This window comes from Arthrobacter sp. J156 (genome assembly GCF_056172865.1).
The window spans coordinates 27,753-47,701 of the sequence record NZ_CM149650.1; the positions used below are offsets into that span (position 1 = coordinate 27,753).

Consider the following 19,949-nt stretch of genomic DNA (forward strand, 5'->3'; position numbering starts at 1 on the left):
ATGGAGCAGAGCGCACCCCTCCGCATCGCCGTCGTCGGCGCAGGTCCCCGCGGGATCTCCGTGGTCGAGAGGATCTCGGCCAACCATCGGCTCACCGGAGGTCGCGCCATCGAGGTGGTGCTCTTCGACCCGCACCCGCCTGGCGGCGGCCGCGTGTGGAGCGGCGAGCAGCCGCAACACCTGCTGATGAACACGTTGTGCGCGGACGCCACGCACTTCACCGATGACTCCGTGATCTGCGAAGGGCCGGTCGTCCCCGGTCCCACGCTGTACGAATGGGCGCGGAAGATCGCCTCGGGGAGCCTGGCGTGCGGAGAAGAGGGGATCCGCGAGGAAGCGGAAGAACTCGAACCGTGGAGCCATCCATCCCGCAAGCTGCTCGGACGGTACCTGGAGTGGTCCTACGCCGAGGACGTGTCCCGCCTCCCCGAGGGCGTCGACGTCCGCCATCAGGCGCGGGAGGTCGTCGCCGTGCGGCCCGCCGCGGCTCCTCCTGGAGGGTTCGACGTCACCGCGGGCGACACCACGGAGCGGTTCGATTCGGTTGTCATCGCCACGGGGCACAGCGATCTCGAACCCAACGACCGCGAGGAGGAGCTGCTCCACTACGCCCTCGAACACGGGCTCTTCTACGGCCTGCCCTCGAACCCGATCAGCCAGGACCTCGACGCGGTCGGGGCCGGCGAGGTGTTGATCGTCCGCGGTCTCGGGATGAACTTCTTCGACTACATGTCCCTCTTGACGGTGGGCCGCGGAGGGGAGTTCCACGAATCTGCCGATGACCGGCTCGAGTACCGCCCGAGCGGGCGCGAACCGGTCATGGTGGCCGGATCCCGCCGAGGGGTCCCCTACCGGGCCAAGGGCGTCTTCGGCACGTTGACGCCTGCGTTCGAGCGCCGGTACCTGACGGACGCCCGTCTCGAAGGGCTCGAGTCCGCGGAGCGGCAGCTGGACTTCCGCATCGACCTGTGGCCCTCCGTGGCCAAGGACACCGCTTACACCTACTATGCCGTTCTCCACCAGACCCGTCCCGAGGCGTTCGCCGGCGATTTCGACGATGTCGTCGCCGCGCTCGACGCCTGGGAGTGGGGCGACCCGGAATTGGAACAGGCGTTCTCCGCGGCCGTCCCGCAGCCGTCCGACCGGCTGGACCTGGACGCGCTGGACCAACCGCTGCGGGGCAGGACGTTCGGATCCTACGAGGAGTTCACGCGGTGGTGGGCGGACGATCTGCAACGAGACTACGCGGAGGCCATGAAGGGATACGACAGCGCGTTGAAGTGCGCGTCGATCGCCTTGGGGGCCGGGCGGGCTCCGATCCGGCGTCTGGCGCCCTACGGGGGCTTCACCGGCCGGTCCTACTCCCGCGACATCGAAGGATGGTTCAGGGGTTTCGGCGGGGCGCTGGCCAGTGGTCCGCCTGCCCGCCGCATTCGTGAGCTCGCCGCGCTCGTCGAGGCCGGCGTCGTCCGTCCCCTGGGGCCGGACATGGTGGTGGAAGCCCGCGGCGGGGCCTTCGTCGCCCGCTCGCCGGCCGTTCCCGGAACTGAGCACGCCGGAGCCGGCCTTCTCGAGGCCCATTTGCCTCCGGCGCAGGCGCAGCGCACCCGGAACCCGCTTCTGCGTCAACTGGTCGACGAAGGCCTGGCCCGCCCCTATGCCATTGCCGATGGCGATGGCGCGTTCGTTTCCGGCGCGCTCGAGGTCGGCCGGTCGCCCTATGCCCTGATCGACGCCGGCGGTAGCGAGCGGCAGGGCCTCTTCGTCGTCGGCGTTCCCCTCGAATCCATCCACTGGGGCACGCAGCTCGGCCCCTTGGCACACACCAATTCGCGGTTCCTCCGGGACAACGACGCCGTTGCCCGGGCCGCGCTCCTGACGGGAAAGGCACTCCATGAGCACGCTGAAAGAGCCCCTCGGATCGCTCAGGCCCAGTCTTCGTGACCTCACGGAGCGGGCCTTCGACGCGGCCTTCGGCAGCGGAGCGCCGGAGGGCATCACCTCCCTTGACGCGGTCGACCGGCTGCGGATCGGCCTGTCAGTCGCGAAGGCATCGGGGCACGAGGGCTTCGAGGCAGAGCTGCGGCGGTTGCTGGACGAGGCGGCGGGGCAGGGCGCCTCTGCGGTCATCGACGACGACGCGAGGTGGCCGGACGTCTTCGACCCCTGGCGCGTCGCCCTCTTCGACCATGTCTCGGAGATCGCTGTCGACCCCGCGTCCACCGGACGCTCCGGCGTCGAAGCCCTGCAGGAAGCCGGCGTCTCCGATGCAGTGATCGTCGCGGCGAGCCAGGTCGCGTCGTTTGCCGCGTTTTTCGCGCGCTTGAGGATCGCCGCCGACGCGCTGGAAAGGGCGGGGGAGGCCGTACCGACAACCGTGCCCTTCAGCGGGGTGCCCGAGGGCCAGCCCGGGCATCCACGCGCGGAGTATCCGCTCATGGATTGGACGGGGTTCGTGTCCGCCGCCGTGGATCCGAACGGGCCCGGGGCCGCCGACGACGCCAAAGGGGCCTCGGACTACTACGGCGTCCTCAGCCATGAGCCGGGGTTCCTGGCTCTGAGGACACGGCTGTACGACGAGATCATGACCGGTGGCGAAGGCGGCGAGAGGGTGGAGGGCGGAGCGGCAACCACCCAGGTCGGCGGCGGAGTGCTCGACCGCGCCGAGCGCGAGTTCGTGGCCTTGTCCACCTCGTTGACTACGGGATGCGGATTCTGCGCCTCGGTCCACGGCCGCAGACACTTCTTCATGAGCAAGGACACGGTCTCCACGCCGCGCTTGAAGCACGGCGGAGTAGGTGCGTTGGAGTCGGTCAGGGAACGGGCGCTGGCCACGGTGGGCGCCGCGCTGGCCGTGAGCCCGCCGGCCCTTGCGCCGGGTCATCTGGCCGCGCTGCTCGCGGAAGGGGCCTCAAGGTCTCAAGTCATGGATGCTGCTGCCGTCGCCTCGATGTTCGCCTGGGCCAATCGCCTCATGCTGACGCTGGGCGAGGGGCATCCTGCCGGGAAGGCCTCGGCATAGTGGGCGGGTCCATGCGAGAGACGTCGCCCTGTCCCGCGTCCGTTGGTCCCCTGGCTTCGTTGCGGGGGCGTGAGTGGGTCGACGAGGCCGTGCGGGTGATCGAGGCGGAGAACAACCGCTCGGCGGACACGCACCTGCACCGGCTGCCGCTGCCCGGGCACTGGGGCGTGCAGCTCTACCTCAAGGACGAGTCCACCCACCGCACCGGGAGCCTGAAGCACCGCCTGGCCCGCTCCCTGTTCCTCTACGGGCTCGTCAACGGGTGGATCACCGAGTCCACGCCGATCGTGGAGGCCTCCAGCGGCAGCACCGCGGTCTCCGAGGCCTACTACGCCCAGCTGCTCGGCCTGGACTTCACCGCCGTCATGGCCCGCGGCACGAGCGCCGAGAAGATCGCCCTGATCGAGCGCTTCGGCGGCCGCTGCCTGCTCGTGAAGGACGCCTCCGAGGTCTACGCCCGCGCCGAGGCCGTCGCCGCCGACTCCGGCGGACACTACATGGACCAGTTCACCTACGCCGAACGGGCCACCGACTGGCGCGGGAACAACAACATCGCCGAGTCCCTCCTGGGCCAGCTCGCCCGCGAACCCCACCCGGTCCCGGAATGGATCGTGGCCGGGGCCGGGACCGGCGGCACGAGCGCGACCATCGGCCGCTACCTGCGCTACCACCGCCTGCCCACCCGCCTGGCCGTCGCGGACCCGGAGGGCTCCGCGTTCGCGCCCGCCTGGGACGCCTGGCGCTCCGGGAAGGGCGCCGCGGCCGCCGCCGCCGCGACCGGGCGGGCCAGCCGGATCGAGGGCATCGGCCGGCCCCGCATGGAACCGAGCTTCATCCCCTCCGTCATCGACGAGATGCGCACCGTGCCCGACGGCGCCTCCGTGGCCGCGATGAACCACCTGGCCCGCTTCGCCCACCTCGAGGCCGGCCCCTCCACCGGCACCAACCTCTGGCTCGCCTGGCAGCTCGCCGCCGAGATGGTCGCCACGGGCCGCACCGGGAGCATCGTGACCCTGCTCTGCGACGGCGCCGAACGCTACCGGGGCACCCACCGCGACCCCGCCTGGCTTGCGGGCCAGGGCATCGACCCTGCCCCCTATGACGGCATGATCGACCGCTTCCTCGAAAGCGGTCGCTGGAACCTCACGCCGTTGGGCGCCTAGGCTGGACCCACCGCCGGCAGCGCCGCCGACGGTCGGAACGCGACAGAGGGGAGCGGGCCATGCGGTTCGTGCTGGAAGTGGACACCGACCAGCTGACGGGGGAGGTGGAACCCGAGCTCGCGCGGATCCTGCGCTACTGGGCCGGGAACCTCAAGAACTATCCGCTCGTCGAGGGCAGTGGCGAGGACGTCTACGACTCTGCCTATCAACCCGTCGGGACGTGGGCGCTCCTCGGCCCGACGTAGTCCATCCGGGATCCCCGGTCGTGGGGCCCGCGTGCAGCCCAGACGCCGAGGGAGCGGTCGGCCCGCGCTATGGCCGAGTGGCTGGCCCGGCCGATCATCCGGTTTTGGACGAATCAGTGACCATTGGACGACGATTCGTCCAGAAACTGATGATCCGTGCGAGCGCCGTGGCCTGCGCGGCACCTCGCCAGCCGACGCGCTCCGGAGTAGCGTCGGTTCCACCACCTGGGGGTGGCGCAGCACGCGGGAGAACGGACTGACCATGGAGAACCCAAGCACCGGTGGGGAGCAACCCGCCCACCCCGAACCCGCCAGCGGCTCCGGCGGCGACGATGTCGAACCGGGGCCTGCCGGTAGCGCCGGACCGGGATCGGCCGGGGACGCTGATCCGAAACCCGCCGGGGACGCTGATCCGGAACCCGCCGGGGACGTCGAGCCGGCAACCGCCGGGGAGGCTGAACCGGAACCCTTCGGGAACGCCGAACCGGACCCCGGCGCCGACGCGTCCGGCCCGGCCCCGCACCGCCCCGCGGGGCACAGCGCGGCCGAGCCGTCCGGCGTCGTACCGGGCCCGCTGGGGACGCCCGCCTCCTGGTTCGAGGGCCACCGCGCACCCCCGAACGAGGACTGGTCCTTCACGGGACTGCTCGGCACCGGCGGCCGGAGCGGCGGCAACATCGCCGACGACGTCAACGACGGCGCCCCGCCCGGCCTCCAGGACCGCCGCGCCCCCGACGACCCCGACGCCGTCTTCGCCAACGGACCCTGAAACGACTGAAAGGACGCCGCATGACGATCATCGACGAACAGGGCCGCACCGAGCCGCCCGGGTCCGCCGGGGAGCTCGAGACGCTCACCGGGTTCCTCGACTACCAGCGTCAGACCCTCGAGTGGAAGTGCCGCGGGCTTGGCGCCGAGGGCCTGCGCGCCACGACGGCCGCGTCCGCCATGACCCTCGGTGGCCTGCTCAAGCACATGGCGTGGGTGGAGGACTTCTGGTTCGGCTGCCAGCTCCTGGCCCTCGAGCCGGACCCCGCCTGGCGGGACGTGGACTGGAAACGGGACCCCGACTGGGAGTGGAACTCGGCGGCCGGCGACGAGCCGGAGGCGCTGCGCGCGCTCTGGGACGACGCCGTCGCCCGCTCCCGCGCACACGTCGCCCGGGCCGTTGCGGACGGCGGGCTCGGCCGCCCGGCCGACCACGCACGGCATGGCGAGGATCCGCCGAGCCTACGCTGGATCCTCGTGCACATGATCGAGGAGTACGCCCGGCACAACGGGCACGCGGACCTGCTGCGGGAGGCCGTCGACGGCGAGACGGGGGAGTAGGAGGCGCGCCTCAGTGCAGGTGCGCGCGTTCGCCGTCGTGGTCGAAGATCGTCAGGATCTCCACGGGCCCGCCTTCGGCCGTGATGGCATGCGGGACCATCGTGGAGAACTCCGCGGCCTGGCCTGCGCGGACGGTGACGACGCGCGCGCCGAGCTGGAGCCGGGCCGTTCCGGAGAGCACCGTCAGCCACTCGCGCCCCGGGTGGACGGGCAGCTCGGCGGGGACCTCGCGCTCGTTGGTGATGCGCATCTTCGCGACGGTGACCCCGTGCAGGGTCGACTCGCTCGAGAGCAGCCACGTGGTCAGGCCCGGCGCGTGCTGGGGTTCGGGACGGATGACGACGTCGGAGTCGGCTTCCGCCTCCACCAGGGCATCCAGCGTGGTGTCCAGGGCGTGGGCAAGGGGGACCAGCTGGTCGAGGGCGATCCGCCGGTGGCCCGTCTCGATGCGGCTCAGCGTCGACGGCGTCATGCCGCAGCGCTTCGCGAGGGCCTCGAGGGACCAGCCCCTCGCGGTGCGGAGGCCACGGATGCGGCGGCGGACGACGGCGTCGATCTCGAATTCTTGCGTCATACGCAAGAGTCTATGCGCTGAAAGCACGGGACGCCTAGCCTTGAGGGCATGGACCATCACCACGGACAACACGACGACGGACACCTCCACGCCGACCACGAGCACGGCGGACACCTCCACACCGGACTTGGGCACGGTGGACATCACCACGAAGGCGACCACGACGCCGCGATGGCCGAGGTCATCGAGCTCGACGCCGCTCTCGGCGGGAGCTACGCCGACGAGGCCGCGGAATGGATCGCCGCGCTGGCGGCCGGCCCCGTCCGCGAGGCCGTCGACCTCGGCGCGGGCACCGGCGTGGGCACGCTGGCCCTGGCCCGGCGCTTCCCGGAGGCCCGGCTGACCGCCGTCGACGTGTCGCCCGCGATGCTCGAGCGGCTGAGGTCCGCGGCGGAAGGTGCCGGCCCCGGCTCCGATGCAGGCGCTGGCGCCGGCGCAGGTTCCAGCTCGCGGCTGCGGACCGTCGAGGCCGACCTCGACGGCGGCTGGGTCGCCGCTGTCCGGCCGTCGGATCCTGCGGCCAACGCGCAACGCGGCCTCTCGGCCGGCGGACCGGAGCATGCCGGGCCGGCCGCCGATGTGGGTTGGGCCGATCTGGCGTGGGCCTCGTCCTCGCTGCACCACGTGGCCGATCCGGGGAGCACGCTGCGCGGCGTCTTCGAGACGCTCAGACCGGGCGGGCTGCTGCTGGTGCTCGAGCTCGACGGCCTGCCACGCTTCCTCGAGGATGCCGGCGAGGAGCCCGCCGCGCTGGAGCAACGCTGCCACCGCGCCGTCGAGGCCGCCGGCTGGAACGGACACCCGGACTGGGGCCCCGTCCTCGAGGCGGCGGGATTCGAGCCCGCCGGCCGGCGTGTGTTCGAGGTCCACGCCCAGGACTCTCCGCAGGTCCGCCGCTTCGCCCGGCTCTATCTGGAGCGCCTCCAAGCAGGGATCGGGGGGCCGCGCCCGGCCGGTCACGCGGGGCATGGCCACGCCACGCCTCGCCCGGGGGTCGCGGGCCCGGAACCGGACCCCGCCGACCGGGCCGCACTCGATGCCCTGCTCGGCCACGGGCTGGGCTCGCTCGACCACCTGCCCGTCGTGGGCCTGCGCACGCGCCGTACCGCGTGGGCCGCGCGCCGACCCGCCAACCCGTCCTGACCGCCAACCCGTCCCACACCGACAGGAGCCAACCGTGAACACTGACAGCCACCGGTCCTTCCACGACACCGAGCGCGGATCCACCGCCGCCGATCCCGGATCCACCGCCGTCCCCGTGGAATCCACGAGCTACGACGTGGTCGTCGTCGGCGGGGGAGCGGCCGGCCTCAGCGCGGCCACGACGCTCGCCCGCTCGCTGCGCAGCGTCCTCCTCGTCGATGCCGGGGAACCGCGCAACGCCCCCGCGCACGCCGCCCACAACCTGCTGGGCCGCGAGGGCGTGAACCCGCTCGAGCTCCTCGCCGCCGGCCGCTCGGAGGCGGAGGCCTACGGCGCGCGCATCGTCGCGGCGGAGGCCGTCTCGGCCGCCCGGGAAGGCGAAGCGTTCGCCGTCGTCCTCTCCACCGGCACCCGGGTGACCGGGCGGCGGCTGCTGCTCGCCACGGGCCTCGTCGACGAGCTGCCTGACGTGCCCGGCGTGCGCGGGGAGTGGGGCGGGCGTGTGCTGCATTGCCCGTATTGCCACGGCTACGAGGTGCGCGGGCAGCGGATCGGCATCCTCGCCACCACGCCGTTCGCCGTCCACCAGGCGCTCCTGTTCCGCCAGCTCAGCGACACCGTGACCGTCTTCCTGCACCGCATCGACGGCTTCGGCCCGGAGGAATCCGCGCAGCTCGCCGCCCTCGGCGTCCGCACCGTCCCGGGGCCCGTGGCGCGGGTCGAACCGGAGGAAGCGGGCGCCGAACACGCCGACGACCACGGCTCGTCGCCGCTCGCCGTGGTCCTGGCCGGCGGGGAGCGGATCGAGGTCGACGCGCTCGCCGTCGGGCCGCGGATGATCGCGCGCGGTGGGCTCTACGAGCAGCTCGGCGGGGAGCTGTCCGAACACCCCATGGGACGCTTCATCGAGACCGGCCCCATGGGTCGTACGCCGATCGAGGGCGTATGGGCCGCGGGAAACTCGAGCGACCTCTCGGCGATGGTCTCCGTCGCCGGCGGGGGCGGAACGATGGCGGCCGCGGCGATCAACGCCGAGCTCGCCCTCGAGGACGCGCGGGCCGCGGCGGCGCGCACGGCCGCATGCATGGCCGCGCCGACCGGTTGAACCGGGGCGCGGCGGCCAGCCCGGCCGCGCCGACCCAGTGAAGCCGGACACCGCCCGGTCGGGCCCCGTTCATGGACACAGCCCCGCCTGTCCGCCGCCACAGGGTTGCCATAGGAACGGTTCCTAGGCTGGCAGCAGCCAAGCAACCAGGAGGAACCCATGGACCGATCGACGACAGCCCAGCTACCCGCCGTCCTCGACGCGCCGCCCACGCGCCCGCTGCCCGTGCCGTCCGCGCCGTCAGCGCTGGCCCGGGACCTCGAGGCCTCGCGCGCCACGACCGGCAAGCCCACGCACTACGAGGGACGCCCGCTGCCGCGGCCCGAAGAGGACCTCGAGGACCAGGGTCTGGCGTTCGACGTCGGGACGCTCATCGGGCGTCGCCGGGCGTTGCAGTTCCTGGGCCTCGGCGCGGCGGCGTTCGGGCTCGCGGCGTGCGGGGCGACGGGGACGGCATCGTCGTCGTCCTCCGCTTCCGGCCTGACCGAGATCCCGGACGAGACCGCGGGCCCCTACCCGGGCGACGGGTCCAACGGGCCCAACGCGCTGCAGGAAAGCGGGATCGTGCGCAGCGACATCCGCTCGAGCTTCGGCGACGCGTCCGTCACGGCCGAGGGCATCCCGATGACGCTCGAACTGACGATCCTGGACATGGCCAACGGCAACGTCCCCTTCGCCGGCGTGGCCGTGTACGTGTGGCACTGCGACCGGGACGGGAACTACTCCCTCTACTCGGAGGGCGTGGAGGGCGAGAACTACCTGCGCGGCGTCCAGATCGCCGACGAGAACGGCGTGGTCCGGTACACGAGCATCTTCCCCGCCTGCTACACGGGCCGCTGGCCGCACATCCACTTCGAGGTCTACCCCGACCAGGACTCCATCACGGACGCGGCGAACGCCATCTCCACCTCCCAGGTCGCCATTCCGCAGGACGTGAGCGACGCCGTCTACGCGACGGCGGGCTACGAATCCTCGGTCCGGAACCTCTCGAGCCTCACCCTGGAGACGGACAACGTCTTCGGGGACGACGCCGGGGCCACCCAGCTCGCGACCGTCACCGGGAGTGTCGGCGAGGGGTATGCCGTGAAGCTCACCGTCGGCGTGGACACGCGCACCGAGCCGACCGCCGGAACGATGGGCGGCGGTGGTGGCGGCGAGGGCGGCCCCGGTGGCGGCGGCACCCCGCCCGAGGGCGCCCCGGGCGGCGGCGCGCCGGCGTCGGAGGGCTCGTCGACCACGGACGGCTGACGACCTGACGCCCGCGCATTCCTGACGCCCCACACTCCCGACCCCCATCGGCGGTGTCGGGGAAAGTGCGGGAAGACGTGTCGAGTTCCGACATCTACCCCGACACCGCGGGCGAGAAGGGTGTCGCGTTTGTTCAAGACCCCGGGAGCATTCCGGCGTTGGCTGGAGGCATCGACCAGCACGGGCGGCCCGCACCGCCCCCCACCAGGAGGATCCCGCCATGAGCACCACGCCCCGCGCCCCGGCCCACGGGGAGCACACCACGCACGGCGTCCCGGCCGGCTACACCTCGCTGACCCCGTTCATCGTCGTCGAGCCGGCGGCGCAGGCGCTCGAGTTCTACCGGGACGTCTTCGGCGCCACGGTCCTGTCCCGGATGCCCGGGGCCCCGCGCGAGGACGGATCGGAGACCATTTCCCACGCAGAGCTCGACTTCGGCCACGGCATCCTGCAGCTCGCCGACCCGATGCCCGGGTTGCGCGCCCAGGACGCGGAGCACGTCAGCGGCTCGATCTGCCTCTACGTCCCCGACGTCGACGCGGTCTTCGCCGCGGCGGTGGCGCGCGGCGCGACCGTGGTGGAGCCGCCGTCGGACTTCGTCTCGGGCGACCGCTACGCGACCGTCCTGGACCCGTTCCACCGGCGCTGGGCGGTCATGACGCGGGTCGAGGACCTCTCCCGCGCCGCGTCGGAGGCGCGCGTCAACGCGTGGCTGGCCCAGTACCTAGCTGGCCCAGGTACCGACCCGGAGACATCCCCGTGACGGCGGAGAAGTCGCGGGAGAAGTGGGCCTGGTCGGCGTAGTCGAGCGAGTGCGCGAGCCGGGCCAGGTCCGGTCCGGCGCCGTCGGCGAGGCGGGCCGCGGCCTCCTGCAGGCGGCGGCGCTGGATGAGCCACTTCGGCGTGAGGCCGAGCCGGGCGCGGACCAGGCGCTGCAGCGTGCGCTCGCCGATCTCGAACCGGGCGGCGAGCTCCCGCACCCGCAGCAGCGCCGGGTCCGCTTCCACCTCCTCCGCGATCCGGTTCACGAGCGCCCCTTCCGGGTCCGCCCCGTCCGGGAGCCGCGCGGCGAGCCAGTCCTCGAAGGGCCGGGCGTACGACGCCGGGGCCACCCTCCCGTCGTCGTCTTCCGGGGCGCCGGTGGTGCCGCCGTGCGCGCGACCGGCCGCGCCGGCGTCGTCCCCGTCCAGCCCCAGCGGCAGCAGCGCGGCGATGTCGGGTCCGGCCGTGAAGCCGATGGCGGCGGCGGGCCGGCCCGAGTCGGCGAGCCGGGGCATCGGCACGTCGGAGAGCAGGGCCCCCGCGGCCGGCTGGAGCAGGACGCCGAAGGCGGTGCCGCGCCCGGCCAGGCGCCGTGTGGAGAGCCCGGTGACGGGTCCGTAGAGCATGCCCTCGGCGCCCGCGCCCGTCTCCACGACGAGGTTGCAGCTGGGGTAGGTCAGGACGCGTTGGACCTGGACGGCGCCGTCGGGGACGTCCCAGCGGGCACTCCAGTAGTGCCGCACGAGTCCGGCGAGGTGCGCCGGGGGAGCCGCGCGCGTCACGACGGCGCGCCCGGGGCCGAGGGGCTGCAGGGGTCCGCGCGCGGAGGTCATGGGGCCATCGTCGCAGGCGGTCCGCCCCGCGGGGAAGGACGGCGCCGCTAGGCTGGCGGTGACGAGCGAAGGAGCCCCGCATGGACACCGAATCGACCCTGCTGTTCGCCCTGGGCCTGACCGTGGCGGGCGCCCCGGCCCTGTGGTTCGGGATCCAGTGCTACCGGGGGCTGTGGCGCCCATGGAACGTGTTCATGGCCTACCTCGGCCCGGCGCTGGCCTGGATGGGCGGCGGTCTCCTCGTGGTGGCCGCGGCCGTCTGGATCGCGTGGGGCGCCGCGGTGGCCGGATCGGTCCCGGCGCCGGACGGCACGGCGTGGCAGTGGGCAAGCACGGGACTCGGCGCCCTCGGCGCGGTGGGCGTCGTGGCCGGCGTCGTGTTCGCGTACTGGTGGATGCCCGCCGGGCTGCGTCCGTCGTGGATCCGCCAGATCGAGGGGCTGGAGCCCGTCCGCGCCGCCGACGGGACGCCCGCCCGGCTGCCGGCGTGGACGCTCGCCTCGTCCGCGGGCCCCGGCCGGGAGACAGGTGCGCCGGGTGGGCCGGGAACGACGCCGGGGCCCCACCTGCGCGCCTCGGCGGGACCCGTGCTGGACCAGCACCAAGTCGACCTGCTGTGGCGGAACTTCGCGGCGAGGGCGCCCGCGCGGGCCGTCGCGGACGGTTCGGTGGGCCCCCTGCTCGAGGCCGGGCTCATCGGGCGCGACGGCCGGGCGACACCGGAGGGGCTGCTGCTGACGCAGCCGCGGCGGACGCCGTCGTGCGTGCTCCACGTCCTCGAGACCGTGCCCGGCCCCGCGGGACAGGCGGTGACGGCGCGCGAGCTGCGCGCCGACGTCGGACCCCCCGGGCACGCGTGCGTGTTCTGGCAGGAGGAGCGCTGGCCGGCGGACCAGTCGCAGGCGGAGGACGCGCGCCCGGTCGCCGCGCGGCTGGGGCTGAGCGGCGGGCCCGGCCGCAAGCGGCTCGAGAACACGCCCTACCGCGTCGACGCCGTGGCGGCGGCCGGACTCCCGGCCGCGGTGGCCTCCTTCGCGCAGGCCGGCGCGCAGGCCGGGGTCGGGGCGGAGGCCATGGTCGAGGGGACGCGTTGGCGGCTCGTGACCGATGCCGGCGTGGAGGTCCTCTGGCAGTACCGCGACGGCGCGCTCCGCGGCCCCGACGGCCTCGCCCTGGACCCGGGCGAGCTCGAGGCGAGGATCGCCGCCGTCGTGCCGCCGGTCCCGCCGGGCGTCAGTCGAAGGTGACGACGACCTTGTCGGCCGCGTCCGGCGTCTTGGCCAGTTCGAGGGCCTCGAGCGCCCGGTCGAACGGCAGCGTGTGGCTGACGATGTGGGCGTAGCGCTCCCAGTTCTCGACGATGTCGTCCGTGACGTCGAAGATCTCCGTCGGGTAGCCGACCGACCACACGATGTTCAGCTCGGTCGTCAGGATGCCCCCGAAGTCGATCTCCACGGGCTTCTTGTGGACGGCGACGACGCCGAGCGTGGCGCCGTGCTTGGCGAGCCCCGTGGCCGTCTGGACGACGCCGGCCACGCCCGCGGCGTCGAGGAAGACGTCCGTTCCGGAACGGGTGCCGTGGACCAGGGCGCTCCGGCCGTCGCCATGGAGTTCGACGAGCCGGGCGGCCACGTCCTCCTCGGCGGAGTTGATGACGGCGTCCGCACCGATCGTGAGGGCCTTCTCGAGGCGCGAGGCGACGATGTCCACGACAACGATGTGGCCGGCCCCGCGGCGACGTGCCAGGGGATCTCCTTCGGGACGACCTTGAGCTGGCGGCCGGGCTCGAAGTCCCGGACGAGCACGTACTCGGACAGCGCCCCTTGCGCCCCGCCGGACCCGAGCAGCCCGTCGGAGAACGCCATCGTGTCGACGACGACGTGGTCGCCGACCTCGACCCACGAATTCTCGTCGGCTCCCGTGACGTAGACGGACCTCATGATGGCTTCCTTCCTGCGGGGGTGGGGCGCCGGACGACGCCATGGCCGACTGGAGTCACTAAATCGAATTAGTAACCGTAGTCTGGTGCGGTGGACATCGAACGGGACAGGGCGCGCGCGACCGCCAAGGACGTCGCCAGGGAGAGCGGGGTCTCGCCGTCGACCGTCAGCTTCGTGCTCAACGAGACGCCCGGCCAGACGATCCCCGCCGACACGCAGGAGCGCGTGCGCGCGGCCGCGCGGCGGCTCGGCTACACGCCGCACCGGATCGCCCGGGCGCTGCGCGAAGGCGCGTCGCGGATGGTGGTGCTGAACACGGCGGGGGTTCCCTCCGGGCGCGGCCTCGGCGGATTCATCGCGGGGCTGGATGACGAGCTGCGCCGGCTGGACCACATCCTGCTGGTCACGCATCGCCGCGATGCGGACTCCCTGACGCGGGAGGTCATCCAGGCGTTCGCCCCCCGCGCCGTCCTCGATCTCGCGGCCGTCTTCGACGGAAGCGAGGAGTCGGGGTGGGAGGGGGGGTGGGTCGACGGGATGGCGGTGCACACCCTGGCCCAACTGCGGTATCTCGCCGAACGCGGGCATCGCCACATCGCCCTGGCCTGCCCCCGGGACGACATCGACGAACGGGTCGTCTCGCTGCGTCTCTCGCACGCCCGCCGGGCCGCGCAGTCGCTCGGCCTGCCCGAGCCCGGATTGGTCGTGGTGGGCCCGTCGCGCGACGAAGCGGTCGCCGCCCTGGCCCGGATGCGGCGTGAGCGGCCGTCGGTGACGGCGATCGCGGCGTTCAACGACGACACCGCCCTGCTCGCCCTCACCGCCCTTCGCGACCTCGGGATGTCCGTGCCGTCCGAGCTCTCCGTCATGGGGTTCGACGAGGGTCCGCACGGGGCGATCTGGCAACCGTCCCTGACCACGCTCCGCATCGACGCGGAGGCCTACGGCCGCCGTGCGGCGCGCCGCGCACTGGGGCTGGAGGCGGAGGGTGTGCCGTCCGACGGGACGGGGTCGACGATCGTTCGCCGCGAGTCCGCCTGAAGGCCCGGCGGCGGGGGCCGCTCCGATGCCCCCGCAGCCCTCCGACGCTGGCGTCCCCGCGGCCCCGCGTCCGCGAGGCATGGGGACGCGGCCGCCACCCTCCCCAAGATACCCCTGGAGGGTATATAGTCGTCGGTGCCGTCCGCGGCATGCCAGCGCCACCGACCCCGAGGAAGCCATGACGCGCCTGATCCGCGCCCTGCCCGCCGTCCTGTTCGCCCTGCTGATCGCGGGGTGCTCGGCCGGGCCATCCGCCGACGCCGGGCACAACGACGCCGACGTGGCGTTCGCGCAGATGATGATCCCGCACCACGAACAGGCCATCGAGATGAGCGAGACGGTCCTCGGCAAGGACGGGCTGGACCCCCGGATCCGCGAACTGGCCGTCGACATCAAGGCCGCCCAGGGGCCGGAGATCGGCCAGCTCAAGGCCATGCTCGGGCGGTGGGGCGAGCCGGAGGAGGGGCACGCCGGGCACGGCGGGCACATGGACGGCATGATGACCCCCGGGCAGCTCGCCGAGCTCGGGTCCGCCGACGCCGCCGCTGCCGGGCCGCTCTTCCTGGAGCAGATGATCGCCCATCACGAGGGCGCCGTGGAGATGGCCCGCACCCAGCTCGATGACGGGCAGGACCCGGAGGCGCTCGAGCTGGCCGGGAAGGTCATCGAGGACCAGGAATCGGAGATCGCCCTGATGGAGGAGCTGCTCGGCCGGTAGCCGGCGTCGTCTCGTCCTCGAGGCAGGCGCCGCGCTCCAGCACCCACGCGCTCGCGGCGACCACCACGGTGCTGCCCAGCAGCAGGGCGAGCGGCAGCGTCCACGTGCCCGTCGCCTCGCGCAGCACTCCGACCACGAGCGGCCCCAGGGCCCCGGTGCCGTACCCGAACGCCTGCACGAACCCGCTGAGCGCCACCGTGCCCTCCGCGGTCCGGGTCCGGAAGTTCACGAGCGCGAGGCACAGAGGGAAGAACGCGCTGCCCGTCCCGATGCACGCCGTCCAGACGAGCGGCGCCGCGCCCGGCGCGGCGATGAGCCCCGCGTAGCCGGCCGCCATGAGGACCAGGGCCGCGATCAGGTAGGACCTCAGCCGCACCCGGTGGGCCGCGAGGCCCGGGGCGGTCAGCGACGGCAGGATCCCGATCATGCCGAACAGCGCCAAGAGCCCTCCGGCGCCGGCCCGTGAGGCCCCCGCCGTCTCGGCCATGATGAGCGGAAGCCACGCCATGGCGGCGTAGGCGTGCGTCGCGGCGAGCGCGAACAGCGCGGCGATGGCCCATGCGGTGGGGGAGCGCCATGCCGGGCCGGGGACGACGCCGGGGCCCGGCTGCCGCCCGGACGCCGCCTTCGGCTCGGGTCCGGTGAGTGGGCGCCGCCGGTGGGGGAGGAGGACCGCCCCGAACCAGAGGACGGCCGCGGCTGCGGCCGCGACGGCCCAGACGGCGAGCGAGGCGCGCCATCCGGCGGCATCGGTGACGGGCACGCCGAGCAGTGCCGGGCCGCCGGTTCCGAGCGACATCGCCACGACGTAGAGCGACGTCGCCGTGCCGATCCGGTTCCGGAAATTCCGTCGCACGATCGGCGGCAGGAGCACGTTGGCCACGCCGACGCCGGCGAGGGCCAGGACCGTTCCGGCGAGGAAGGCGACCGGCCCGTCCGCGACGACGCGCACGGCGTGGCCGGCCGCCATGACGGCGAGCGCCACGCCCATGGCCGCGTCGAGCCCGGCCCGCCGGGCGATGAGCGGTGAGGCGAGCGCGAACACGGCGAAGGCGACCGGCGGCAGGGCGCCGAGGATCCCGAATCCGAGCGTCCCGAGCCCCAGTTCCGCGTCCACCTCGGCGGCGACGGGGGAGACGGCGGCGATCACCGTGCGGGCGTTCAGCGCGGCGAAGACGACGGCGGCCGCCACCATCCAGGTCCGGCTCCCCCGCAGCGCGGACGGGCGCGGTGGCGGGCTCACGCGGTGCGGCGTGGCGGGGGTGGTTCGGTCGGTCACGGCGGGGCTCCTTCGCACGCCCCGGGGTCTCGGTTCGGCGGGGCGCCATGACCAGCACACCAGTTCCGTCGGCGCCGCGGCAGGGTCTGCGAGTGCCCCGTTGCCCGGTAGGGTTGAGGGGCACCAGCGACCGGCCACCGAAAGAGCTCCCTTGGCACATCCTCCCGCAGACCGGCCCTCCGGCCGCCCGGATCCCGAACTCCTCCGCAACCCGGACCTCGAGCCCGATCCGGACGCGCGCGCGGCCCTCCTCGACGCGGCCGCCGCCGAGGCGAGGGAGCGGCGCAAAGCCCGCCCGGCCGTCGAAATCCTCCTCAACGCCCTGCGCGGCCTCCTCATCGGCGCCGTGGAGACCATGCCCGGCGTCAGCGGCGGCACCGTGGCCCTCGTGGTCAAGGTCTACGAGCGGCTCATCGACTCCGCGACCGCCCTCCTCGGCGGCCTCGTGCTCCTGACCACCTCGCTGTGGAAGGACAAGGAGCACGCCGCGCGCGGGCGGGCGCGGCTGCGCGAGGTCGAATGGCTGCTCGTCGCGCCCCTGCTCGCCGCCATGCTGGTCGGCGCCGTCACCATGGCCGACGTCATGGAGACCCTCCTGCACGAGCACCCCGTGATGGTCCGGGCGGCGTTCTTCGGCATGGTCGCCGCGTCCCTGCTGATCCCCGTGCGCCTGGCTGGCACCTGGCGGTTGCGGGACGTCGCGATCTCCGTCGCGGGCGCCGTGCTGGCCGGCTTCGCCGTGTCCCTGCCGCCGCAGACCCTCGAGCCCACGCCGCTCATCATCGTCGTCACCGCGGCCGTCGCCGTCTGCGCGCTCGCCCTGCCGGGGCTCTCCGGGTCCTTCCTGCTGCTGTCCTTCGGGATGTACGAGCCGACGCTGTCGGCGGTCAACAACCGCGACTTCGGCCACCTCGCCTGGTTCTTCGGCGGCGCGGCGCTGGGCGGCGTCGCGATCGTGTTCTTCCTGCGCTGGCTCCTGCACCACTACCACCACGCCACCATGGTCGTGGTCACCGGGCTCATGGCCGGCGGGCTGCGGGCCCTGTGGCCGTGGCAGGACGAGGACCGCAACTTCGTCGCCGCGGGCGCCGGGGAGGCGTTCCCGGCCGGCATCCTCGCGCTCGCCGGCGCCGGGATCGTGCTCCTGGCGATCTGGCTCGAGGCACGCCACACCGCGAAGGCCCGGGCCGAGGCCGAGGCGCGGGTCCTGGAGGGCTGAGCGGGAGGGCTCCGGGGCCGGGCTACCCGGCCAGGAAGCCCCGCACCTCGTCGACGAAGGCCCCGTGCGCCTCGAGCTGCGCCCAGTGCCCGCAATCGGGGACCAGGACGAGCCGGGCGCCGGGGATCCGCGCGGCGGCCCCGGCGGAACCCGACGGCGGGACGAGGGGATCGGCGGCGCCGTGGAAGAACAGCGTGGGAACCGTGATGCGGCCGACCTCGGGCAGCAGGTTGTTCAGCATCCCGCGCGGGCCGATCGAGGCCTTGTTGTAGGCGCCGTAGGCCATCCCGGATCCGGGCCGCCGGGCCTCGCGCACCATCTCGGCGACGACCTCGGCGGGCAGCGTGGACGGATCGTGCACCATGCGCTTGACCGCCGCGCCCACGAAGCGGTTGGCCAGGGCCGCGAGCGGCCTCAGCACCGGATCCGGCAGGAGCGTCGCGAGCCAGGCGGCGCGCTGCGCGTAGCGGCCCTGGAGGCGTTCGACGAGCCCTCCGGGGGCGACGGCGACGAGCGCCGCGCAGCGCCCGGGATGCCGCAGCGCGAACTGCAGCGCGACCTCACCGCCCATCGAGACCCCGGCGACGGCCATGCGGCCCAGCCCCAACGCGTCGGCCAGCTCCGCCAGCTGGTCCGCCATCCCCGCGGCGGTCCCCGTCACGGGGACGTCCTCGGTGTAGCCGCATCCGGCCAGGTCGGCGGCGAACACGGGCCGATCCACGGACAGGGGAGCGAAGGCCCGGTACCAGGAAATCGCGGCGTTGTCCGGCCCGCCACCGTGGATGAGCAGGAGCGGCGTGCCCGTCCCGGACGCGGTGCTGCGCAGGACGCGGAACCGTCCGCCCGCGGCCTCGGCGAACTCCTCGACCGCGCCGGGCGGCAGCAGCCGCGCGGCGTCCGGGGACGGGCTGGAAGGACCTCGACGCGGCGCCATGCTCCGATTCTGCCACCACGGGGCCGCGGAGTAGCCTGAAGGGACCCTTGACGACCCCCTCCGGGAGGACCCATGCCCGCAGCCGGCCGGCCTTCGACGCTGTGGCTGTGGTCCCTCGTGGTCGCGGCCTTCTTCTCGCAGACGGCGCTGAACCTGGTCCGGCCCGTGACGACCTACCGGCTCCTGGAGCTCGGCGCGGACTCCGCGGTGATCGGCCTGGTCACGGCTGCGTACGCGGTGCTGCCGGTCGTCGCGGCGCTGTGGCTCGGCCGGTTGACGGACCGGGTCCCCGGCCTGCGCCTGCTCGTGGGCGGCGGCGCGGTGATGCTGGGCCTCGGCGCGGCGGGCCTGGCGCTCTCGCCCGGGATCGCCGCGGTCGCCGTCGCGAGCGCGGTCCTCGGCATGGGCCACCTCGTCTTCACCATCGCCGGGCAGGCGGCGATCGGCCGCTTCTCCCCGAACGGGTCCCTCGACGCCGGCTTCGGCTGGTTCACCGCGGCCTACGCGGGCGGGCAGATCGTGGGCCCGCTCATCGCCGGCGCCCTCCTCGGAACGCAGGGCGCGGCCGGGCGCTCCGCGGGCATCACCTCGTCCTTCTGGCTCGGCGCGGTCCTGTCCCTGCTCGTGCTGCCGGCGATCGTGCTGATCGGACGCTCGAGCTGGGCCGGCCTCTCGCCGCGCCGCCGGCCGGGCAGTACGACGCCGGGGACCGCCTCCTCCGCGCCCGCCGCCGGGGGCGGAGGTGCTGCGCGCGAGGGCGCGGCGGCGGACGGCGGGGCCGCGGTGCCCCGGCCGACCATGTCCGGGATCCTGCACGTTCCCGGCGTTCCGGGGCAGATGTTCGCCTCGCTCGCCCTACTGGCGATGCTCGACATCCTCACCGCGTTCCTGCCGCTCGTGGGGGAGGAGCACGGGATCTCCCCGGCGTGGGTCGGCGTGCTGCTGGCGGCCCGTGGCATCGGCACGATCCTGTCCCGCGGCTTCCTGCCGTACCTGAGCCGCCGCTTCGCCCGCCGGACGCTGCTGCGCGCGAGCCTGCTGGGGGCCGGGACCGGCCTCGCGGTGCCGCCGCTGCTGCTCGACGTGCCGTGGCTGAGCCTGCTGCTGCTCTTCGCCGGCGGCGTGTTCCTGGGGCTGGGCCAGCCCCTCACGATGTCGCTCATCTCGGAGGCGGTGCCGCACGGTTGGCGCGGCACGGCGCTCGCGGTGCGGCTCATGGGCAACCGGGTCGGACAGGTCGCGATGCCGCTGCTCGCCGGCGCGGCCGCGGCGCCCCTCGGTCCGGCCGGGGCGATCTGGTTCAGCTGCGCCGTGCTCCTGGTCTCGGGCGTGCAGCAGAGCGCCACGGGGCGTCGCGACGGGCGCGGCTGAGGACGGCCGCCCTGCCCGGACCG

The 19,949-nt window shown here is 73.8% G+C and carries 20 protein-coding genes; 15 read left to right on the forward strand and 5 right to left on the reverse strand.

Features of this window, described 5'->3' with window-relative positions; all coding sequences use genetic code 11:
* From AC0QR5_RS00145 to AC0QR5_RS00170, 6 genes are all read left to right on the forward strand, one after another.
* Complete coding sequence (locus AC0QR5_RS00145; protein ID WP_329863710.1) at nucleotides 1-1,944, forward strand: FAD/NAD(P)-binding protein; 1,944 nt, start codon at nucleotides 1-3, stop codon at nucleotides 1,942-1,944.
* Nucleotides 1,895-3,022 carry a peroxidase-related enzyme gene (locus tag AC0QR5_RS00150; RefSeq protein WP_329863712.1) on the forward strand — a complete coding sequence of 376 codons (1,128 nt, stop codon included), beginning with the start codon at nucleotides 1,895-1,897 and terminating at the stop codon, nucleotides 3,020-3,022. The genes AC0QR5_RS00145 and AC0QR5_RS00150 overlap by 50 nt, the downstream gene beginning before the upstream one ends.
* 11 nt (nucleotides 3,023-3,033) lie before the next feature.
* Nucleotides 3,034-4,185, forward strand: coding sequence for a PLP-dependent cysteine synthase family protein (locus tag AC0QR5_RS00155; RefSeq protein WP_475372486.1), 1,152 nt, complete (start codon nucleotides 3,034-3,036; stop codon nucleotides 4,183-4,185).
* Between the two features lie 59 nt (nucleotides 4,186-4,244).
* Nucleotides 4,245-4,430: a hypothetical protein gene (locus AC0QR5_RS00160; protein WP_329863362.1), complete on the forward strand. Its 186-nt coding sequence runs from the start codon at nucleotides 4,245-4,247 to the stop codon at nucleotides 4,428-4,430.
* A 262-nt stretch (nucleotides 4,431-4,692) separates the two neighbouring features.
* A complete protein-coding gene (locus AC0QR5_RS00165) occupies nucleotides 4,693-5,199 on the forward strand; it encodes a hypothetical protein (RefSeq protein ID WP_329863364.1) in 507 nt (168 codons plus the stop codon).
* Nucleotides 5,200-5,219: 20 nt separating this feature from the next.
* Entirely contained in the window at nucleotides 5,220-5,759 is a 540-nt protein-coding gene (locus AC0QR5_RS00170) for a DinB family protein (protein ID WP_329863366.1), read from the forward strand.
* Between the two features lie 10 nt (nucleotides 5,760-5,769).
* Here the strand turns inward: AC0QR5_RS00170 and AC0QR5_RS00175 are convergent, their stop codons facing one another.
* The gene (locus AC0QR5_RS00175) at nucleotides 5,770-6,333 is read right to left on the reverse strand and encodes a helix-turn-helix domain-containing protein (protein WP_329863368.1); all 564 of its coding nucleotides are present in this window, start codon (nucleotides 6,331-6,333) and stop codon (nucleotides 5,770-5,772) included.
* A 48-nt stretch (nucleotides 6,334-6,381) separates the two neighbouring features.
* On the opposite strand from AC0QR5_RS00175, the gene AC0QR5_RS00180 reads away from it, so the two are divergent.
* From AC0QR5_RS00180 to AC0QR5_RS00195, 4 genes are all read left to right on the forward strand, one after another.
* The gene (locus tag AC0QR5_RS00180) at nucleotides 6,382-7,476 is read left to right on the forward strand and encodes a class I SAM-dependent methyltransferase (protein WP_329863370.1); all 1,095 of its coding nucleotides are present in this window, start codon (nucleotides 6,382-6,384) and stop codon (nucleotides 7,474-7,476) included.
* 34 nt (nucleotides 7,477-7,510) lie between these two features.
* Nucleotides 7,511-8,581, forward strand: a complete 1,071-nt coding sequence (locus AC0QR5_RS00185) for an NAD(P)/FAD-dependent oxidoreductase (RefSeq protein ID WP_329863371.1) — start codon at nucleotides 7,511-7,513, stop codon at nucleotides 8,579-8,581.
* Nucleotides 8,582-8,740: 159 nt separating this feature from the next.
* Nucleotides 8,741-9,829, forward strand: a complete 1,089-nt coding sequence (locus AC0QR5_RS00190) for an intradiol ring-cleavage dioxygenase (protein WP_329863373.1) — start codon at nucleotides 8,741-8,743, stop codon at nucleotides 9,827-9,829.
* Between the two features lie 220 nt (nucleotides 9,830-10,049).
* A complete protein-coding gene (locus AC0QR5_RS00195; RefSeq protein WP_329863374.1) occupies nucleotides 10,050-10,592 on the forward strand; it encodes a VOC family protein in 543 nt (180 codons plus the stop codon).
* On the opposite strand, the gene AC0QR5_RS00200 is transcribed toward AC0QR5_RS00195, so the two are convergent.
* Nucleotides 10,531-11,424 (reverse strand): helix-turn-helix domain-containing protein, encoded by an 894-nt coding sequence (locus AC0QR5_RS00200; protein ID WP_329863376.1) that lies wholly within the window; start codon nucleotides 11,422-11,424, stop codon nucleotides 10,531-10,533. The genes AC0QR5_RS00195 and AC0QR5_RS00200 overlap by 62 nt on opposite strands.
* Before the next feature lie 80 nt (nucleotides 11,425-11,504).
* Here AC0QR5_RS00200 and AC0QR5_RS00205 point away from each other — a divergent pair, with 80 nt between their 5' ends.
* Nucleotides 11,505-12,671 carry a hypothetical protein gene (locus AC0QR5_RS00205; RefSeq protein ID WP_329863378.1) on the forward strand — a complete coding sequence of 389 codons (1,167 nt, stop codon included), beginning with the start codon at nucleotides 11,505-11,507 and terminating at the stop codon, nucleotides 12,669-12,671.
* Here the strand turns inward: AC0QR5_RS00205 and AC0QR5_RS00210 are convergent.
* The gene (locus tag AC0QR5_RS00210; RefSeq protein ID WP_329863380.1) at nucleotides 12,658-13,134 is read right to left on the reverse strand and encodes a zinc-binding dehydrogenase; all 477 of its coding nucleotides are present in this window, start codon (nucleotides 13,132-13,134) and stop codon (nucleotides 12,658-12,660) included. The two genes, AC0QR5_RS00205 and AC0QR5_RS00210, sit on opposite strands and share 14 nt — an antisense overlap.
* A 320-nt stretch (nucleotides 13,135-13,454) precedes the next feature.
* Here AC0QR5_RS00210 and AC0QR5_RS00215 point away from each other — a divergent pair, with 320 nt between their 5' ends.
* Nucleotides 13,455-14,405, forward strand: coding sequence for a LacI family DNA-binding transcriptional regulator (locus AC0QR5_RS00215; RefSeq protein WP_329863381.1), 951 nt, complete (start codon nucleotides 13,455-13,457; stop codon nucleotides 14,403-14,405).
* Between the two features lie 178 nt (nucleotides 14,406-14,583).
* Nucleotides 14,584-15,123, forward strand: coding sequence for a DUF305 domain-containing protein (locus AC0QR5_RS00220; RefSeq protein ID WP_329863383.1), 540 nt, complete (start codon nucleotides 14,584-14,586; stop codon nucleotides 15,121-15,123).
* On the opposite strand, the gene AC0QR5_RS00225 is transcribed toward AC0QR5_RS00220, so the two are convergent.
* Nucleotides 15,068-16,402, reverse strand: coding sequence for an MFS transporter (locus AC0QR5_RS00225; RefSeq protein WP_329863385.1), 1,335 nt, complete (start codon nucleotides 16,400-16,402; stop codon nucleotides 15,068-15,070). The two genes, AC0QR5_RS00220 and AC0QR5_RS00225, sit on opposite strands and share 56 nt — an antisense overlap.
* Before the next feature lie 151 nt (nucleotides 16,403-16,553).
* On the opposite strand from AC0QR5_RS00225, the gene AC0QR5_RS00230 reads away from it, so the two are divergent.
* On the forward strand, nucleotides 16,554-17,621 hold the full coding sequence (locus AC0QR5_RS00230; RefSeq protein ID WP_329863387.1) for a DUF368 domain-containing protein: 1,068 nt from the start codon (nucleotides 16,554-16,556) through the stop codon (nucleotides 17,619-17,621).
* A 22-nt stretch (nucleotides 17,622-17,643) separates the two neighbouring features.
* Here the strand turns inward: AC0QR5_RS00230 and AC0QR5_RS00235 are convergent, their stop codons facing one another.
* Nucleotides 17,644-18,555 carry an alpha/beta fold hydrolase gene (locus AC0QR5_RS00235; protein WP_329863388.1) on the reverse strand — a complete coding sequence of 304 codons (912 nt, stop codon included), beginning with the start codon at nucleotides 18,553-18,555 and terminating at the stop codon, nucleotides 17,644-17,646.
* A gap of 72 nt (nucleotides 18,556-18,627) precedes the next feature.
* Here AC0QR5_RS00235 and AC0QR5_RS00240 point away from each other — a divergent pair, with 72 nt between their 5' ends.
* Nucleotides 18,628-19,926, forward strand: a complete 1,299-nt coding sequence (locus AC0QR5_RS00240; RefSeq protein WP_329863389.1) for an MFS transporter — start codon at nucleotides 18,628-18,630, stop codon at nucleotides 19,924-19,926.
* The last annotated feature ends 23 nt before the right edge of the window (nucleotides 19,927-19,949 follow it).

Coding starts and splice junctions, on each gene's coding strand:
- AC0QR5_RS00195 (WP_329863374.1), top strand. CDS start 10,050: ATGAGCACCACGCCCCGCGCCCCGGCCCACGGGGAGCACACCACGCAC.
- AC0QR5_RS00170 (WP_329863366.1), top strand. CDS start 5,220: ATGACGATCATCGACGAACAGGGCCGCACCGAGCCGCCCGGGTCCGCC.
- AC0QR5_RS00200 (WP_329863376.1), bottom strand. CDS start 11,424: ATGACCTCCGCGCGCGGACCCCTGCAGCCCCTCGGCCCCGGGCGCGCC.
- AC0QR5_RS00165 (WP_329863364.1), top strand. CDS start 4,693: ATGGAGAACCCAAGCACCGGTGGGGAGCAACCCGCCCACCCCGAACCC.
- AC0QR5_RS00160 (WP_329863362.1), top strand. CDS start 4,245: ATGCGGTTCGTGCTGGAAGTGGACACCGACCAGCTGACGGGGGAGGTG.
- AC0QR5_RS00235 (WP_329863388.1), bottom strand. CDS start 18,555: ATGGCGCCGCGTCGAGGTCCTTCCAGCCCGTCCCCGGACGCCGCGCGG.
- AC0QR5_RS00175 (WP_329863368.1), bottom strand. CDS start 6,333: ATGACGCAAGAATTCGAGATCGACGCCGTCGTCCGCCGCCGCATCCGT.
- AC0QR5_RS00155 (WP_475372486.1), top strand. CDS start 3,034: ATGCGAGAGACGTCGCCCTGTCCCGCGTCCGTTGGTCCCCTGGCTTCG.
- AC0QR5_RS00240 (WP_329863389.1), top strand. CDS start 18,628: ATGCCCGCAGCCGGCCGGCCTTCGACGCTGTGGCTGTGGTCCCTCGTG.
- AC0QR5_RS00145 (WP_329863710.1), top strand. CDS start 1: ATGGAGCAGAGCGCACCCCTCCGCATCGCCGTCGTCGGCGCAGGTCCC.
- AC0QR5_RS00205 (WP_329863378.1), top strand. CDS start 11,505: ATGGACACCGAATCGACCCTGCTGTTCGCCCTGGGCCTGACCGTGGCG.
- AC0QR5_RS00190 (WP_329863373.1), top strand. CDS start 8,741: ATGGACCGATCGACGACAGCCCAGCTACCCGCCGTCCTCGACGCGCCG.
- AC0QR5_RS00220 (WP_329863383.1), top strand. CDS start 14,584: ATGACGCGCCTGATCCGCGCCCTGCCCGCCGTCCTGTTCGCCCTGCTG.
- AC0QR5_RS00150 (WP_329863712.1), top strand. CDS start 1,895: ATGAGCACGCTGAAAGAGCCCCTCGGATCGCTCAGGCCCAGTCTTCGT.
- AC0QR5_RS00180 (WP_329863370.1), top strand. CDS start 6,382: ATGGACCATCACCACGGACAACACGACGACGGACACCTCCACGCCGAC.